This is a genomic window from Desulfatibacillum alkenivorans DSM 16219 (assembly GCF_900142135.1).
Classification (GTDB): Bacteria; Desulfobacterota; Desulfobacteria; order Desulfobacterales; family Desulfatibacillaceae; genus Desulfatibacillum; species Desulfatibacillum alkenivorans.
In genome coordinates, this window is sequence record NZ_FQZU01000021.1 from 51,383 (window position 1) to 67,959 (window position 16,577).

General features: G+C 53.9%; 14 protein-coding genes. 10 read left to right on the forward strand and 4 right to left on the reverse strand.

Features of this window, described 5'->3' with window-relative positions:
• Positions 1-5 precede the first annotated feature (5 nt).
• Complete coding sequence (locus tag BUE18_RS16315; protein ID WP_073477263.1) at positions 6-1,694, forward strand: long-chain-fatty-acid--CoA ligase; 1,689 nt, start codon at positions 6-8, stop codon at positions 1,692-1,694.
• Between the two features lie 185 nt (positions 1,695-1,879).
• Here BUE18_RS16315 and BUE18_RS16320 read toward each other — a convergent pair whose 3' ends face one another.
• From BUE18_RS16320 to pyrE, 3 genes are all read right to left on the reverse strand, one after another.
• Positions 1,880-2,479: a fatty acid metabolism transcriptional regulator FadR gene (locus BUE18_RS16320; RefSeq protein WP_083611074.1), complete on the reverse strand. Its 600-nt coding sequence runs from the start codon at positions 2,477-2,479 to the stop codon at positions 1,880-1,882.
• 215 nt (positions 2,480-2,694) lie between these two features.
• Positions 2,695-3,615, reverse strand: a complete 921-nt coding sequence (gene miaA, locus BUE18_RS16325) for a tRNA (adenosine(37)-N6)-dimethylallyltransferase MiaA (RefSeq protein WP_073477264.1) — start codon at positions 3,613-3,615, stop codon at positions 2,695-2,697.
• A 20-nt stretch (positions 3,616-3,635) separates the two neighbouring features.
• Entirely contained in the window at positions 3,636-4,199 is a 564-nt protein-coding gene (gene pyrE, locus BUE18_RS16330) for an orotate phosphoribosyltransferase (protein WP_073477265.1), read from the reverse strand.
• A gap of 255 nt (positions 4,200-4,454) precedes the next feature.
• Between pyrE and ftsE the strand changes: the two genes are divergently transcribed.
• The 7 genes from ftsE to BUE18_RS16365 all read left to right on the forward strand — a co-directional run bounded on the left by ftsE (position 4,455) and on the right by BUE18_RS16365 (position 11,355).
• Positions 4,455-5,153: a cell division ATP-binding protein FtsE gene (gene ftsE, locus BUE18_RS16335; protein ID WP_073477266.1), complete on the forward strand. Its 699-nt coding sequence runs from the start codon at positions 4,455-4,457 to the stop codon at positions 5,151-5,153.
• A 2-nt stretch (positions 5,154-5,155) separates the two neighbouring features.
• On the forward strand, positions 5,156-6,040 hold the full coding sequence (locus BUE18_RS16340) for a cell division protein FtsX (protein ID WP_073477267.1): 885 nt from the start codon (positions 5,156-5,158) through the stop codon (positions 6,038-6,040).
• A 2-nt stretch (positions 6,041-6,042) separates the two neighbouring features.
• Complete coding sequence (locus BUE18_RS16345) at positions 6,043-7,215, forward strand: murein hydrolase activator EnvC family protein (RefSeq protein WP_073477268.1); 1,173 nt, start codon at positions 6,043-6,045, stop codon at positions 7,213-7,215.
• On the forward strand, positions 7,215-8,657 hold the full coding sequence (locus tag BUE18_RS16350; protein ID WP_073477269.1) for a S41 family peptidase: 1,443 nt from the start codon (positions 7,215-7,217) through the stop codon (positions 8,655-8,657). The genes BUE18_RS16345 and BUE18_RS16350 overlap by 1 nt, the downstream gene beginning before the upstream one ends.
• Positions 8,658-9,737, forward strand: coding sequence for a divergent polysaccharide deacetylase family protein (locus tag BUE18_RS16355; RefSeq protein ID WP_073477270.1), 1,080 nt, complete (start codon positions 8,658-8,660; stop codon positions 9,735-9,737).
• A 117-nt stretch (positions 9,738-9,854) separates the two neighbouring features.
• Positions 9,855-10,280, forward strand: coding sequence for a GNAT family acetyltransferase (locus tag BUE18_RS16360; protein WP_083611075.1), 426 nt, complete (start codon positions 9,855-9,857; stop codon positions 10,278-10,280).
• Between the two features lie 52 nt (positions 10,281-10,332).
• Positions 10,333-11,355, forward strand: a complete 1,023-nt coding sequence (locus BUE18_RS16365; protein WP_073477271.1) for a DUF2804 domain-containing protein — start codon at positions 10,333-10,335, stop codon at positions 11,353-11,355.
• Positions 11,356-11,551: 196 nt separating this feature from the next.
• Here the strand turns inward: BUE18_RS16365 and BUE18_RS16370 are convergent, their stop codons facing one another.
• Positions 11,552-13,636 carry a hypothetical protein gene (locus BUE18_RS16370; protein ID WP_073477272.1) on the reverse strand — a complete coding sequence of 695 codons (2,085 nt, stop codon included), beginning with the start codon at positions 13,634-13,636 and terminating at the stop codon, positions 11,552-11,554.
• A gap of 283 nt (positions 13,637-13,919) precedes the next feature.
• On the opposite strand from BUE18_RS16370, the gene BUE18_RS16375 reads away from it, so the two are divergent.
• Positions 13,920-14,990, forward strand: a complete 1,071-nt coding sequence (locus BUE18_RS16375) for a hypothetical protein (protein WP_073477273.1) — start codon at positions 13,920-13,922, stop codon at positions 14,988-14,990.
• A 225-nt stretch (positions 14,991-15,215) separates the two neighbouring features.
• Positions 15,216-16,529, forward strand: coding sequence for a hybrid sensor histidine kinase/response regulator (locus BUE18_RS16380; protein WP_073477274.1), 1,314 nt, complete (start codon positions 15,216-15,218; stop codon positions 16,527-16,529).
• Positions 16,530-16,577: the final 48 nt, after the last annotated feature.

The following is a 16,577-nucleotide window of genomic DNA, read 5'->3' on the forward strand; positions in this document are numbered from 1 at the left end:
ACGCAATGCCTATAAATAATAACGGCCCCAAGATATGGATCAATCATTACGAGCCCGAAGTGGTCCAGGAGCTCGAATTTGAGAACCGGACTATTATGGATTATCTGGGCCAGTCTTTTAGCGACTTTCCCAACAACACGGCTCTGGTTTTTCAGGGGTATAAACTCAGTTTCGCCGGACTCAAGGACATGGTGGATCGCTTCGCCTCGGCCTTGACCGGGTTTGGCATTGAAAAAGGGGACGCCGTCGCCATTTTGCTGCCAAACTCCATCCCCTGCGTGGCGGCTTATTACGCCATTCTGAAAATCGGCGGCGTGGTGGTCATGAACAACCCCCTGTATTCCGACAGGGAGTTGTCGCACCAGTTCAACGACTCCGGGGCCAAGGCCCTCATCACCCTGGACCTGCTGGCCAACCGCATGATCGACCTTCGGCCCATGACGCGCGTCCGCCAGATTGTATACACGTCCATGGGCGATTACCTGCCCTTCCCGAAAAATCTTTTGTTTCCTTTGATCGGAAAGAAAAAGGGACTGGCTGCAGACGTCAAAAAGGCTTCGGACGTTTACAAATGGAAGGAATTGATTGCCGGATCGTCCCCCGCATCCGTCCAGGCTGATTTGGACCTGGAAGACCTGGCCATGTTCCAATACACCGGCGGGACCACGGGCGTTTCCAAAGGCGTTATGCTGACCCACGGCAACCTGAGCCGTCAGTTCCAGCAGGTAAGAGCCTGGTTTAACGGCTTTGACCGCGGCAAGGAAGTCATGCTGGGCGCCCTGCCCTTTTTCCATGTTTTCGGCCTGACCACCTCCATGAACATGGCCGCCTGCCAGGGCTGGACCAATGTTTTGGTGCCCAAGCCCCAGGCGGAGCCTCTGCTGGACGCCATCAGCAAGTTCAAGCCGACCTTTGCGCCTTTGGTGCCCACCATGTACATCGGCATGCTGTCCGACCCCAGAATCAAGACCACGGACCTGACCAGCATCTCGGCGTGCTTTTCGGGCAGCGCCCCCTTGCCCGTGGAAGTGATCAAGGAATTCGAAAAAATCACCGGCGCCACGATCGTGGAAGGCTTCGGCATGACCGAATCCAGCCCGGTGACCCATATCAACCCGCTTCGGGGAACCCGCAAGCCCGGCAGCATCGGCATTCCCATCCCCAACACGGACGCCAGAATCGTGGACCTGGAAACGGGAGACAATGAACTGCCTCAAGGCGAAAGCGGCGAGCTGATCATCCGCGGCCCCCAAGTGATGAAGGGCTACTGGAACCGCATGGACGATACGGCCGAAACCATCCGGGACGGATGGCTGTACACCGGCGACATCGCCAAAATGGACGAGGACGGCTATTTTTACATTGTAGACCGCAAAAAGGACATGATTCTTTCCGGCGGATACAATGTGTATCCTCGTGACATTGACGAGGTTTATTACCTGAACGACAAGGTGCAGGAAGTTTGCACCGTGGGCATCCCCCACCCATCCAGGGGCGAAGCGGCCAAGGTTTTCATCGTGCTGAAAGAAGGCGTGGAAGCCACGGAAAAGGAAATGCTGGATTTCGTCAAGGACAGGCTGGCCAAGTACAAGTGGCCTGTGGAAATCGAATTCCGCACGGAGCTCCCCAAAACCAACGTGGGCAAAATCCTCCGCAAAGACCTTCGCGCCGAAGAAATGGCGAAAAGAGGTTAGAACTCCCCAAAATCAAAAAGCCCGCTCCGAACAATGTCCGGAGCGGGCTATTATATAGAACGGTCGTCAGCCGGTTTGCACTTCTATGGGCTGGACCGTGAAACCAGGGGCTTGGCAGCGAAATCTTTCTGGGGGGGAAGAAAGCTGCCAAACCCGTCAGGCCCGCCGTCCATCGCATTTAAACATCACGCGGTAGGCGTTGCCTGGATGCCTTGCAATAATAAATTCGCCAAAGGCTCGGCCAAGGGCTCCAGATCGTATTTTCCTCCGGCCATAACCCATGATGTAATCACCTCATCCACGGTGGCGAAAATCATGCGCTTGACCAAGCCGATCTGCACGTCGTGCCGAATCGCGCCCTCTTGCTGGCCTTCCTCCACGATCTGGCCCACCAAATCGTGGTACATCCTCAAGGCGTCCTTTATATCCTCTTTCATAAGGCGGTCGCTGCGCCGCATTTCCACCTGGTAGACCAGGGCCACATACCGGTCTTCCTGGGATACCTGAAAGTGAAGCCTGATCAAGGCCTTCAGCCTTTCAATGGCGCTTTGCTTGCCTTCGAACATGGACGTAAAGGTGTCAAAGAACTTCTTGGACTGCTGGTTGACGAATTGAGCCATGATATCTTCCTTGTTCTTGAAATAAAGATATATGGTTCCGTCAGCAACCCCGGCAGCCCGGGCGATCTGCGCGATGGTTGATTGAAAATACCCTTTTTCTGCAAATACTCTTATGGCTGCCGACATAATCTGTTCGTGCTTGCCATTTTTTTGCTTGGGCTCCACCGTATCAACCTCACGAGAGAAATTCCCTCAACTGAGGGTGGATTCATTTTTAGCTGATGAGTTTTTCCTTGTCAAGAAAAAAAGGCTAACAGATTTCCAATCCATACCTAACAAGGATAAATGCTTAATTTAATTTGATTAAATCCGAACAAGCCGCCCGAAGGGAAAATATTGAAAAATGACCGCTGGTTATTTAATAAAATCTGAATGCACCCTCATTCCAGAAACAGAGAGATCTCCCGGCGCATCGCCTCCGTCTCGTCAGGCGCCATCCACCGTATTTCCGGGTAGGCTTTAAACCAGGTCATCTGCCTTTTGGCCAGGCGACGGGTGTCCCTTTTCATGAGAGTGACGGCGTCCTCGTAATTGAGCTCCCCGGCCATATACTGGCACATGTGCCTGTATCCGATGGATTGCATGGATTTCAATTCCGGGCCGTAGCCTTTTTTTAAAAGGCCCCGCACCTCCTGCTCCAGGCCCAGGGCAAGCATCTGGTCCACTCTTTGATCCGTGCGCTGGTAAAGGATTTTCCGGTCCCTGTGCAGGCAGAAAAAAAGCACGTCGTAGGGCGATTCTTCAAAGCCGTGGGCGGCCTGCTGGGCTGAGGCGGGCTTTCCCGTCAGGATGCAGATTTCCAAAGCGCGTGTAATTCGATAGGCGTCGTTGGGATGAATGCGCTTGGCAGATGGGGGGTCCAGTTCCTTCAGGCGGTCGTGCAGGGCGTGGGAGCCCAGTTGAACGGCATCCCGCCTTAGGGATTCCCTGAGTTCCGGATCGGACCGGCCTTCGGTGAACAGGCCGTGAAGGAGGGCTTTGATGTAAAAGCCGGTCCCTCCGTCCACAAAGACCCGTTTGCCTGATGCATGGAGGGATTGGGCGATTGCCCGGGCCTGGGCGGCGTAGATGTTTGCGTCAAAATCCTCGTCCGGGTCCACCACATCGATCATGTGGTGGGGAACCAGCCGGCGCTCTTCCATTCCCGGTTTGGCGGCGCCTATGTCCAGGCATCTGTATACCGATACGGCGTCGGCGCTGATAATTTCGCCTCCAAACTCCCTGGCGAGAGGAAGGGTGGAGGCGCTTTTTCCCACTCCGGTCGGGCCTGCTATGACCACGATTTTTTCTTTGGAAGGCACGGCTGGCTTTCAGGCTCGTCTTATTTATTGAGTTTGTTCCAGGCTTCGAGCAATTCCGCACGGGTCACAATGGCGCTGGCGTCCGGGACCAGTTTGGCCACGTTCTCCAGGCCGCCTTCCTGGCGATCCACCAGGATAACGGCCTTGACCACTTCCAGGCCCTGGGAGCGGGCCCGCTCAATGGCCTTGATGGTGGAGCCGCCGGTGGTCACCACGTCGTCCACCACGGCCACGCGCTCCCCTTCCTGCATATCGCCTTCCACCCACTTGATAATGCCGTGGTCTTTGGGCTCCTTGCGGATGGAAAACGCCTTGATGGGGCAGCCCATAAGCTCCGAGGCGAAGGCGGCGGCCATGGCCACGGGATCGGCTCCGAAAGTCAGGCCTCCGATGCCGTCCAGATTGGCTTTTTTCACGGCCTCCATGACCAAATGCCCCACAAGGTACATTCCACGGGGATGGAGAATGGTGGGCTTGCAATTGACGTAAAACCGGCTCAGCCGGCCGGACACCAATTTGAAAGAAGGCTCATCAGAAAAATTTACGGACTTTTTACAAAGAAAATCAATAAGTTCTTGTTTCATTTGAGGGTTTTCCTCTTAAAGAAAAGGTTGCTTTTAAATGCATTAGATACTATAAATTGAACCCCCACCGAACTGGAAGAAGCCCTTTCTAATTGGGAATTCAGTGGGGGTCCTGACCCGGGAAAAACCGACTAGGGCACTCCCCGGACCTTGGATTGAACATATCAAGACCCTTTTTCCGGGTCAATCACAGAATGATTCTAACCGGCCGAACAATCTCAGTATTGATTCTTTCGAGGCCACCATTGATAAGGTATGGACAACCAATACCCGGAGCTGGAAAATAAAAACGCCATCATTCGGATGTTTCATGTCACCAAACGGTACGGCGCCCAACTCGCCCTGAATGACGTGAGCCTGGACGTGGATGCCAATGAGTTTCTGTTTCTTACCGGTCCCAGCGGCGCCGGAAAAAGCACCTTGCTAAAGCTTTTATATTTGGCCGATACGATTTCCGAGGGACAGATTCTGCTCAAAGGCATGAACCTCTCCCGGCTTCCCAAAAAACGCCTGCCCTTCCTGAGGCGCAATATAGGCGTGGTCTTTCAGGATTACAAGCTCATCCCCACCCGCACTGTGTTTGACAACATCGCCCTGGTCATGGAAGTGGCCGGCGCCAACGCCAAGCAGATCAAGCGAAAAGTCGGCTACCTGCTCCGCACCGTAGAGATGGAGCACAAGGCGGGCGCCTTTCCCCAAAGCCTGTCCGGCGGCGAGCAGCAACGGGTGGCGGTGGCCCGGGCCATTTGCGGGGATCCGGACATCGTCCTGGCGGATGAACCCACCGGCAGCCTGGATGCGGAGAGCGCCAGAGTCATTATGGAGCTGTTGTTCGGCATTCACGCCCGGGGGGCGACCGTGATGGTGGCGACCCATGACGAGGCTTTGCTGCATAGCACGCGGCGCCGCATTGTCACCCTGAAGCAGGGCAGCGTAGTGGATCTGGGGTTATAGCCATGCAGCCTATGTATTATTTCAAACAGGCATTGGACGATATCAGGGGCGCCAAAGTGCTCCACGGGCTGGCTATTTCCACGATCACGCTTATCTTTTTACTCACGGGGGTTTTCGCCCTTGTGTTTATCAACGTCTCCCAGTTGATGACCGCGCAGCAGGACAATGTGCGCATGATGGTTTATCTTAAATCGGGATTGACGGCGCCTGAACTGGGCCCCATTCAGCAGGCTATTGAAAAGACCAACCGGGTGAAATCCGCGGAGTTCGTCAGCAAAGACCAGGCCCTTGAACGCCTGCGCCAATCCATGAACAATCAGGCGGGCCTGCTGGACGATCTTTCGGACAACCCCCTGCCCGACGCTTTTGAGGTTGTCGCCTCCCCCGGCGAAGGGGGGTGGCAAGGCGTGAAGATGACCGCCGCAACAATCCAAAAAATATCGGGCGTGGATGAAGTGAATTTCGGCCAGGCCTGGCTGGAAAAATTCTCCATGGTCGCTGAACTGTCCCGCGCGGCGGCCATAGCCATCGGCTTTTTGCTGATGGTCGCAGCCTTGTCCATCACCGCCAACACTATCAGGCTGGTCTTGTACAACAGGCGGGATGAAATAAAAATCATGGAATTGGTGGGCGCAACCAACGGGTTTATTCGTGCGTCTTTTTACATACAAGGCATGATTCAAGGCCTGCTTGGCGGGCTGGCCGCCTTGGGCCTATTGGCTTTGGTCTTTTTCATCATTGTTGCGGGCGCCCCCGCTCAGGAATTGTTAGGCAGGTTTGAGTTTCAATTCATCCCCATAAAATACTGCATATTGGGGCTGCTTTTGTCCGTAGGCGTCGGCGCCGCCGGATGCCATCTTTCCTTCGCCCAGTTTACTAAGGATTGATTTTGCCTTTTTCAATGGGAAACAAAATTCTTGCTTTGGTCTGCCTGGCGGTGGCGGCGGCGACGAGTCTGCAACAGGCGGCTTGGGCCAGCGGCGGCAAAAAGGAAAAAATCCAGGAGCAGATTGGAGAAACCCAGGAGAAGATCAAAAATCTGGAAGCAACGCATCGCAAGATGCTTGCTGAACTGGAAAAAGCGGATAAAGCCATGGCGAGCGCCCAAAAGCGCGCTTCGCAATTAAAAAAAGATTTGCAGAAGACCCGGGAAGAAATAGCCCTTGCCAAAAGCGACCTGGAACAGGTAACAAAAAGGGTGAAAGAGACAGAGGATTACGCCGCAAGGCGGCTGGCGGAGTATTATAAACTGACTCAGACCGGAACCGCTTCGGTCATTTTGGGGGCCAACTCGGTCTTTGACGCGTCCATCAGGCAGGACGCCCTAAAACGAATCATCGCCTTTGACAACCAGGTTTGGGAGGATCTGAACCGGGACAAAAACCGGCTTAAGGCTTTGACGGACGGCCTGGAGAGCAACAGGGACGAGCAAGCCAGGCTGGAAAAGGAGTTGAATCGGGAGCTTGCTGAGCTAAAAAATCAAAGGGCGGAAAAAAAGAAGCTGCTAGCCCGGGTGAGCAAGGAAAAAGGCCTTGCCCAGGCTGCGCTAAGATCTCTGAAGCAGGCGGCCAAGGAATTGAGCAGGACTATCACCCGCATCAAACCGTCGGCCAAGCCGCCTCCCAAATCCTCCAAGGCGCCGTCCAGTTCCTTTGCTTCGCTCAAGGGGAAAATGGGCCTGCCGATTCCCGGAGGCAAAATCATGGCCGCCTTCGGCGCCCATAAAGATCCACAGTTCAAGGCCACCCAATTCCGAAGCGGCGTGGATATCGCCTCGGAAATCGGGGAGCCCTTTCACGCCATCCATGACGGCAAGGTCGTCTACTCAGGGTGGTTCAAAGGGTATGGCAACATGATAATTATTGACCACGGAGAAGCCTATTTTTCGGTTTGCGCCCATGCTGAAGACCTTTTTAAGGAAAAAGGGCAAACAGTGGAAGCCGGGGAGGTAATAGGCACCGTCGGAGACTCGGGCTCATTTGCAGGCCCGGGCTTATATTTTGAAATCAGACATCATTCAACGCCGCTTGACCCCGCTGAGTGGTTGAGAAAGGAAAATTGATGACTTTTACCCAAAGATCCCGCAAAACAGGTTATGCAGCCTTTTTCACCCTATTGTGTACACTCCTGCTGACCGCCGTCTTCTCGGTCCAAACGGCGCAGGCGGATGAGGAGGCGTATAAAAACCTCAAACTTTTTTCTCAGGTGATTGAAATCATCGAGAACAATTATGTGGACGAAGTACAGACCGAGGAATTGATTTCCGGCGCCATCCAGGGAATGGTGCAAACATTGGATCCTCATAGCGAATTCATGCCCCCTGAATCGTACAAGGACCTCAAGGAAAGCACGAAAGGGGAGTTCGGCGGCATTGGCATTCAAATATCCATGAAGGACGGATACGTCACCGTGATTGCTCCCATCATGGGAACTCCGGGTTACAGAGCCGGCATCCAGGCCGGCGACGTGATCGTGGCGGTGGACGGAGAGTCCACGCTGGATATGAAGCTGACCGAGGCCGTCAAGAAAATGCGGGGGGAAAAGGGCACTTACGTGACCTTGTCCATCTATCGCAAAGGCATGAAAAAAGCCAAGGATTACAAAATATTAAGAGATACTATTGAGGTTGTAAGCGTCCAGGAAACCTCTTTGGCGCCCCATTTCGGCTACGTCCGTATAACCAATTTTACGGAATCCACCGAGACCGATCTTTTGGAAGCCATAGAAGGGCTCAGGCGGGACGGGCAGGAGCTTAGCGGTTTGATTCTGGACCTCAGAAACAATCCGGGCGGCCTCTTGCATCAGGCGATAGCCGTCTCCGACGTGTTTTTAAGCAAAGGGGTCATTGTTTCCCATAAAGGCAGACGCATCACCTCGAGCCAGGAGTACCATGCAAGTCCCAGCCGCAGGGACGTCAAATGCCCCATGGTGGTTTTGATCAACGGAGGCTCGGCCAGCGCATCGGAAATTGTGGCCGGAGCGCTGCAGGATCACAGAAGAGCGGTGCTGCTTGGAACCACCTCTTTTGGAAAGGGCTCCGTCCAAACGGTAGAGCCTTTGCGCGATGGATACGCCCTAAAGCTGACCATCGCCCGTTACTATACTCCCAGCGGCCGTTCCATCCAGGCCGAGGGCATTGTTCCGGACATCATCGTCAAGGCCGGGTTTGACAAGAAAAAGAAGGATGACAAGGACGATGAAGAAAATTCTGAATTCGTCTATCTGAAGGAAAAGGATCTTAAAAACCACCTGGACGCTGAATCGGACGCAGGCGAAGACGAGCAAGACCAGGAGGAAACTGCGGATGAGCAGGAGCAGGAACTGGATATTCCTTCCGAAACTCCGAAGGAAGAGGTAAAGACAGGGGAGCCTGCGGGACCGGAGCAAGATCCCACCAAGATATTCGGTTATCTGGATGTTGACCAACTATTGAAGGATCATCAGATTAAAAGGGCGCTCGACATACTTAAAGGGTACAGTTTGTTATCGGGTTTGGAAAAATAGATGGCGCAAAAAAAGAGTCCAACCAAAAAGGCTCCGCCCAAAAAGGGCGGAGCAACAAAGAAAACCAAGAAAAAGCCTCAGAACGGTAAAAACGTCTTAGTTAAACTGGCTGTCGCCATTATCCTGGTTATCGCCGCCGCCGGCGCCGTGGCTTACATGGCCAACCGCTACGCCCCGGCTTTGGAGGAAGCGGCCCAGTCTCAGGCGGCCAAGACCGGCGCCAAGGCGCCCCAGCCTGCAGAGCCGCCTAAACCCGCGGCCGCCAAGCCCCAACCGGCTCCAACGGCGCCGGTGGAAAAGGCGCCAATCAAAAAGCCTGTTTACGAAATTTTTGACGACAAGCATATTGAGGAGATTCCCGACCACGAGCCGGAACCTATCGAAGAACCGCCCGTGGAACTCACGGATGACAGGCCTCGGGTCGCCATCATCATAGACGACATGGGCTACGGCAACGGCATCCAGCACAAGTTTCTGGATCTGCCTTACGTCCTGACCTACTCCATCCTGCCTCACAGTCCGGATCAGATTGAAATCGCCCATCTGGCCCATGACAAAGGCCGGCAGGTATTGCTTCATCTGCCAATGGAGCCCATGCAATACCCGGAGGTGGATCCGGGCCCCGGCACCTTGCTGGCCTCCATGACTACGGACGCCATGATGGACATCCTCAAGGAGGATCTGGCCGCGGTTCCATACATCGCAGGCGTGAACAATCATATGGGATCCCGGTTGACCATGGAATCCGGCGCTTTGTATCCCATATTCACAGTCCTGAAAAAGAGGGGCTTGTTTTTTGTGGACTCCAGGACCACCCGCCACAGCGTGTGCAGGCCTTCGGCGCGGCTTTTCCAGCTTCCTTTCGCCCAACGGGACGTTTTTCTGGACCACGTGAGGACGGAAGCCTTTGTGGAAAAGCAGCTTAAGCTCCTGGTCAGCGTGGCCAAGAAACGCGGCCAGGCCATTGGCATAGGACACCCCTATAAGGTAACCTATAACGTGCTTGCGGCCCGTTTGCCCGCCGTGGACGCGGAGGTGAGGCTGGTTCCCGCCTCCGATCTTGTACGCATTATAAAGTAGCCCCGCAGTTATTGCGGGGCCGCCCGCTTCCCGTTGCCGTCCCCCCGCATTGGCTGTTAACCTGCTTCAATTTTTCCGTTTTCCTAAGATCGAAATCCTTTCTGTAAGGCGGCCTTTATGCTAAACTCCCGGCCTATGGAACTCAGACGATATGAAACATCGGACCAGGATCAGGTTGCGGCGCTTTGGAAGGAATGCGGCCTTGCCACGGCTGCAAACAATCCTTACAGGGACATCCAAAGAAAGACGGCGAACAGCCCGGAGCTTTTTTTCGTAGGCGAGGAGCAGGGGCAAATCGTCGCATCCTGCATGGCGGGCTATGATTGGCACAGGGGGTGGATTTATTATCTTGCCGCGGCCCCATCCTTGCAAGGAAAAGGCCTAAACGCCAGGATCATGCGCCATGCGGAAAAAGCGCTCTTGGGCTCAGGCTGCCCCAAGATCGGCCTGATGGTTGGAAAAATCAATGCGCGGGCGTCGGTTTTTTGTAGCAAAATGGGCTGCCAATCAGATCCTGGTGGTGCTGAGCAAGCGTTTATATGATGAGGAGGCGCCCGAGTAAAGGGGCGTCCGCCGAAATATGCAGGAGGGAACGATGAAACGCATAATCGGGCCGAATAATAAGGTGAATTACGGCGTTTACGACGAACTTGTGGACTTTAATTATAAGGATTTCAGGTTGATGAATTTCTTTGGCAAAGAGATCAAGGGAATTCGCAAATACCTGGCCCTGCACATGTTCAATTACATCGGCATAAACGCCGGGGATTACTTTATTGGTCTGGCTGCGGTCAGGCTGGGATACATGCACCTGGTTTTTGCTTATGTTTACGATTACAATCAGGGCATGCTGTTTGAAGTGGACAAAAAAGGGCCGGGCAAGGGCAAGCTGACCTTCCCCGTAAACCCGGACGAATATTCCATCAATTACAGCACGGCCAAAGACAGGCTGGTTTTCGTCAAATCCCACTCGCGCAACACATTGGCGCTCCAGGCCTGCCTGGACGGCCGCCTGGAAATCTCCCTGACCGCTCCATACGGTCTGGAGCAGTACCAGCCTTTACGCGTTTTAAATCCTTCCGATCCTTATCGGTGGACCTTTACGGAAAAATGCTCGCCCATCGTCCCCGACACCCTGGAGATTTCCCTGGACGGAAACAAGCTGGACCCAGGCCCGGCGCCCACCCTGCTTTACGACTGGTCCGGCGGGTACTTAAGGCGGGAGACCAATTGGTATTGGGCGGCCTTCTCCAGCCCCCTGCCCGGCCAGGATGAGGAAATCGTCGGCGCCAATTTCGCCGCGCTCACCAATGAGTCGTTTTTCAGCGAAAACGCCTTTTGGGTCGGCAAAGAACGCACCCGGGTGGCGCGCTGCATTTACGACTTCAACCAGACGGATCTTTACCAACCCTGGCGCATCTGGGACGAAGACGGAACCGTGGATCTTCATTTCACCCCGCAGGCGGACAGGGGGGAGCGCATCAACGCTTTTTTGATAAAGTCCAACTTCAACCAGTTGTTCGGAACCTTTTCCGGCAAGCTGCATCCCAAGGGCGGAGAGCCTGTGGAGTTTGAAGGGATTCGCGGCCTGACCGAGTTCCACCGGGCCGTGTGGTAGAACTAACAGGCTGACATTCAAACAGGTTGGATTCTTGCATCTGATATGACGGCAATCTCACCCAGGCATGCCGTCAAAAAGACGCTGGGCCCCCGCTTGCGAGCGATCCTGAAAAGCGGATCGCCCTTGCGGGGATGACGATTCTTTGGGGTCAACGAAAGTTCCAAAGGCGCTTGAGAATCATCCTCGCTGTCTGTCAGCCTTCCGGCGGATTGCAGAACTGGGCCGCCCGATCCACAAAAAACTCCACAACCGGAATCCCCGCCTCAAGGGGCAGAAAGCGCTCCAAGGAGTATTGCAGGTCGTCGTTTAAGTGATCCTCAAAAAAGATTCCGATCTGCTCCGGCACATAATCATAAAGGATCGACTCTATCAAGGCGGGCGCGAAGCTGACAAGGGAGTCGTCCAGGAAAAAGGGCAGAATATCCAGAAGCTCCTCAGGATCAAAGCCAAGCAAATCCCCCAGGCCGTAAAGGTCTTCCACAACCAGGTCTTCGTAAAGAATGGGCAGAAAGTCCACCGGGTCCAACCATTGGGCAAGGTCCACGGCGCCGTCCTGATTGATGTCCATATTCACCCAGTCAGCCAACGGAATGTTTCCCACAGAGCCTCCGAAAAGCCCTTCAATGGAGCCGTCGCTGAACAGGCCCACCACCCTGTCGCCTTCAAACCCGGGTAGCACTGCGTTAAAATCCACTCCGCCGTAATCCCATAAGACAAACGGATTCACCCTGGCGCTTTCCAGCGCGGGCAGGCTGCCGGTCTCCACGCCCATGAGCTCCAGAATCGTGTAAATCTGCGCCAGGTCAACGCCTTCATCCAATATTTCGTTGGTCAATGCGTTTAAAAGCTCCGTTAAGGTGAACTCATAACCCAGGGAGTCCGGCAGATCAAACGGCCAGGGAATGGACTGGCTTAATGAGGTGTTGGTGAACTCACTGGGCAAGTCCAGCAAGTCTTCAAAATAGGTGTAATCCCCCTCGCGCTGGGACATGCAGCCAACGCCCTCCCAGAAGTCGTTAAGGGCGGCGAACAGGCTGTCCCTGCTGTCCGTCATGAGCGTCATGGAGACGTTGGTCCACTTGCGCAGGTCCCAATGCTGCGCCGGGGTCAGGAACCCGTTTTCAAACAGGTCCTGCATGGTTTGCTCGCCGCGCATCATAGCGTCGAAATCGGCGTTCATGTCGTAATGGTATTGCGCCTGAATGGCTGCCAGCCCCAACTCCAGCATAGCCTTGAGGTATTTGACGTCCGCATAATCGGAGTGCACCTGCTCCTCAAAATAGGGAACGGTCCAGTCCACGGCGAAGGCGTCGCTTATCACCGCGCAGTTGGAAATGGCGGCCTCCACTTCGGGCCTGACTTTATTATAAAAGAAATCCTGCAATTCGGCGCCGGTGGGGCAGTCCTGGGGCATGTCGTAAATGTCGTATGGCGCTATGGCCAAAAAATTCGTGCGGGCTTCGTTTTCAAACTCAAACCCGAACCGGTCCAGGATTTCCCCAAAATTGTCCAGTTCGCCGCCGGGCGTGTAACTGTCTGACATATCGTGCCATAAATAAACCACGCGGGTCCCGGCCAGAAAAAAATTTGCAGCGTCCCAGGCCTCTTTGTCGTCTTCCGGCTCCAAAGCTGCAGCAGCCTCAAAATAGCACTTGGCGCGGCACATCCAGCCTTCCTTAAGGGCGTCAAGCCCCTGGGCCACAAGCTCTTTCAGGCTCAGGCCCAGAATCTCCGCTTTGTACAGCACTTCAGGGATGGAAGTATCCTGCATTCCGGGGGACAGGTCCGGAGTGTCGCTGACGATGTTATTGGCGGCAAGCGCGATTCCTTTGGCGTCCTCATTGTTGGGATCAATGTAGCCGAAATCCACGTCCGCCTGGCTTCCCAGGGAAAACAGGTTGGTTGTCCCGCCCGAGCCGTCGGCAAAATACACGGGAAAAATCCACCCGTCCTCGATGATGAAAACCTGGACGTCCACCCCCACGGGAATGCCCTGCAAATTGAAAGAATAGGCTTCCTTGACCCCATCGCCGTCCAGGTCCAGGTCGGGCTCCTGCCCGGCCGTGTCGTATTGTGCGACGATTTCGTTATCCGCGACAGCCACAATAATGGTCCCGCCCACCGATCCGGTAATTGCGGCCACGCCCTTTTCCACCGCATCCTTCACGGCTTCCGTGTAGCCTGAATCGCTACTGGAGCAGGCGAACAGACTCAGCGCAAACAGCGCCAGGATAAACATGCTCCCAATACGCGGAATTTCTTCCTTGATTGATTTCATAACTCCCCCCTTTACTTATGAGGTGGAAAAACAGATGAATCCAAGCGAACAGACTGGCGCGGCCGGGCATACGCCTCGGATTTTTTTCCGGATCTTAAAAAAAGTGACAAGCTCGTTGTGAGGGCGGACAAAGCGCCGTCCGTGGACGGCATACTACGGTCTACAAACAGCCTTAGCAATAATTATACGTCCGGTCAAGTTTTTTACCTGGTTGATGTCCAGCATAAAATGGTGATATCCTGATCCAAAACTTTGGTTCAACCCCAAGGAAGGGAGGCGTCCTATGCTGCAATTTGACGTGCCTTTTGCGCCCGAGGAATCATACGCGGATTTTCTTCGTGAAAACGCGTCGCGCATTTATTCGCTGTATTTCAGCCTGTATTCTCCCAAGGCCCTGGACGCCAGGGCCAGGTTTGAAACCCGGAAGCCTGAAGACCTCGCAGCCTTGCTGTCGCGTGTGCCAGGCTTGAGAAAATTCGCTCTGCTGAACTCCCGGTTCAATCATCCGGCCTGGTATTTTGACGCCCGGTCATGCGCCGGAGTGGTGGAGGCGCTTCAGGCGTTATTGGATAACAATTGCCTGGATGGGGTTGTTTTCGGGGATTTTTATCAGCTTCAGGCGTTGTCCGACGCCGCCCCAGAGCTTTGTTCCCAATTGGAGGCCGTTCCCAGCGTCAATTTCTCGCCGGACTCCCTGGAAAAAATCCGCGTGCTGATTTCTGAAATCAGCATGACCAAATTCAAAGCCCCGCAAAAAATCGTTCTGGACCGCGCCCTTAACCGGAACATGACCAAGCTGAAAAAAGTTTCCGCTCAAATCAGGGAAAAATACCCGGAAATGCTGATTGAGCTGCTGGCCAATGAAGGATGCTTGTATCAATGTCCCTTCAAACCGGCCCACGACGCCCTCATTGCTTTCTGCAACATGGGCCTGCATCCGGACAATACCCACTCCATCAACAAAAAACTGGGCTGCATGAGGCATTTGAACGAGCATCCCCACCATTTGTTTTCTTCGCCGCTGATCCGGCCCGAGGACGCCGGCCGCTATGAGCAGACGGCCGACGTCATCAAGTTGTGCGGCCGCAACAAAGGGGATGCAGCTTTTCCGGCCATGGTCCTGGGCGCTTATCTCAACAGGACCTATGGGGGCAACCTGCTGGAATTGACGGACTCCATGGAGTGGCTTGGGGAAAAAGTTCATATTCCCAATCAGGACCTGCCCGGGCACTTTTGGCAAACCCTGGCCTACTGCAATAAGGATTGCGGATCCTGCAATTATTGCAAGGATCTATATGAGGCCTACGCCGTGGAGAAGGAGTTTTCGATCCCGGATTTTCGCACGCCCCAATAAAAATAGCAGGAAGCATCCATTTGCCGGTCAGTTAAGATCTGAAAAATTTTTTCATTTTTTTTCAGCCTTGCTTAACTTTGTTAAAACACCGTTTTTATATACGATCCAAATAAATTCCAAATATTGCCCTCCTATTTACAACTCAAGATTGGCCTGCCGGGCGCCGATGGATACACTTAAGCAGTAGTACGTTTATCCAGCAAAAAATTTTCTATCGAGGCCATAATGAGTTTGGAATCACAATGTGAACACAAGCCGAGCATTCTGGTTGTGGATGACAAGCCGCAAAACCTGTTTGCTCTGAAAAAACTTTTGGAAAACCCGGTCTATGACGTCCTCACGGCTGTGTCGGGCAACGACGCTCTCGCCATGGCTTTGGAGCACGATTTTTCCGTGATCCTCATGGACGTTCAAATGCCGGGGATGAATGGCTTTGAGACCGCCAACCTGTTGAGCCTGGACGAAGCGACCAAGCACATTCCCATTATCTTTGTTACGGCTCATCATACCGACGCAAAAAATATTTCTCAGGGTTATGAGTCAGGGGCGGTGGATTTTCTTTCCAAGCCTTTGAATCCACACATTCTGAAAAGTAAAATCAATATTTTTCTGGCTTTGCACAAACAAAGGGCGGAACTGGAAAAAAGGAATAAGGACCTTGCGCAGACAGACCAAAGCAAAAGCGAATTCCTTGAGGAAGCAGGCGACCATCTCCGCAAGCCGGTGTTCCGGATTATGGGTCTGGCAAAAAAGCTGCTTGAAGCCGGCTTGGACGAGCAGTGCAAAGAGACGGCGGCCGAACTTCTGGAGCAAACAGACAGGCTGATTTCGGCAACGGACGCGTTGTTCCAGTACACGAGCAGTGAAATTAAGGAAAACCGGATCCGCCCGAAAAATTTTAACCTGGAGCACGTAATGACGGACGTGGACTACGTCCTGGGGCTGAGAGCCCGGGAAAGGCAGATCTCTTACCGGTGCACCAGGGATCCCCATGTCCCCCCATTGCTGGTAGGCGACTCCACAAGGCTGCGCCAAATCATGCTGACGTTGATCACTACATCCGTAAAATTTTCCAATCAAGGCGATGTGAGCGTGCATGTGGATCTTCAGGAGGATTTGGAAGACCTTATAGCCCTGCGTTTTAGCATGAAGCAAATGGGCAAAAAGGGAAAAGGCGGCGATTGGCTGAGCAAAGCCCTGAAAACTTTGGAGCCGTTTAAGCCTGTGGATGACAAAGAGGGCTTTCAGTGCCCCATTGGTCCAACCCTGGGGCTGACAGTCGCCAGGCAAATGGTGGAGGCCATGGGCGGCAAAACCGGCGTGGAAAAAACTCCTGACGGCGGCTTGAATCTATGGTTTACGGCGGTTTTCAAGAAACAGCCCCTTACAAACCTATCCGCAGGAGCAGCGCCTCCGCCCAAAAGGCCTGCTGCCAACGTTTGCAAGGCGAAAGAAAAGTCGGTTGAACCCTGGAAGAACGGGATATCCGAGTCCCCTACAGGGAAGACCTTGCCGAGCCCAGCTCCGTTTGCAGTTTAAGGTAACAATCGACGGCAAAGGCCGGTTCGCCTTCGGGCGGCCGGCCTT

What these genes read in the sequence shown, in the direction of transcription:
- BUE18_RS16350 (WP_073477269.1), top strand. Translation starts at nt 7,215, where the DNA reads ATGACTTTTACCCAAAGATCCCGCAAAACAGGTTATGCAGCCTTTTTC.
- BUE18_RS16370 (WP_073477272.1), bottom strand. Translation starts at nt 13,636, where the DNA reads ATGAAATCAATCAAGGAAGAAATTCCGCGTATTGGGAGCATGTTTATC.
- BUE18_RS16380 (WP_073477274.1), top strand. Translation starts at nt 15,216, where the DNA reads ATGAGTTTGGAATCACAATGTGAACACAAGCCGAGCATTCTGGTTGTG.
- BUE18_RS16365 (WP_073477271.1), top strand. Translation starts at nt 10,333, where the DNA reads ATGAAACGCATAATCGGGCCGAATAATAAGGTGAATTACGGCGTTTAC.
- BUE18_RS16315 (WP_073477263.1), top strand. Translation starts at nt 6, where the DNA reads ATGCCTATAAATAATAACGGCCCCAAGATATGGATCAATCATTACGAG.
- pyrE (WP_073477265.1), bottom strand. Translation starts at nt 4,199, where the DNA reads ATGAAACAAGAACTTATTGATTTTCTTTGTAAAAAGTCCGTAAATTTT.
- BUE18_RS16340 (WP_073477267.1), top strand. Translation starts at nt 5,156, where the DNA reads ATGCAGCCTATGTATTATTTCAAACAGGCATTGGACGATATCAGGGGC.
- BUE18_RS16355 (WP_073477270.1), top strand. Translation starts at nt 8,658, where the DNA reads ATGGCGCAAAAAAAGAGTCCAACCAAAAAGGCTCCGCCCAAAAAGGGC.
- BUE18_RS16375 (WP_073477273.1), top strand. Translation starts at nt 13,920, where the DNA reads ATGCTGCAATTTGACGTGCCTTTTGCGCCCGAGGAATCATACGCGGAT.
- BUE18_RS16360 (WP_083611075.1), top strand. Translation starts at nt 9,855, where the DNA reads ATGCTAAACTCCCGGCCTATGGAACTCAGACGATATGAAACATCGGAC.
- ftsE (WP_073477266.1), top strand. Translation starts at nt 4,455, where the DNA reads ATGGACAACCAATACCCGGAGCTGGAAAATAAAAACGCCATCATTCGG.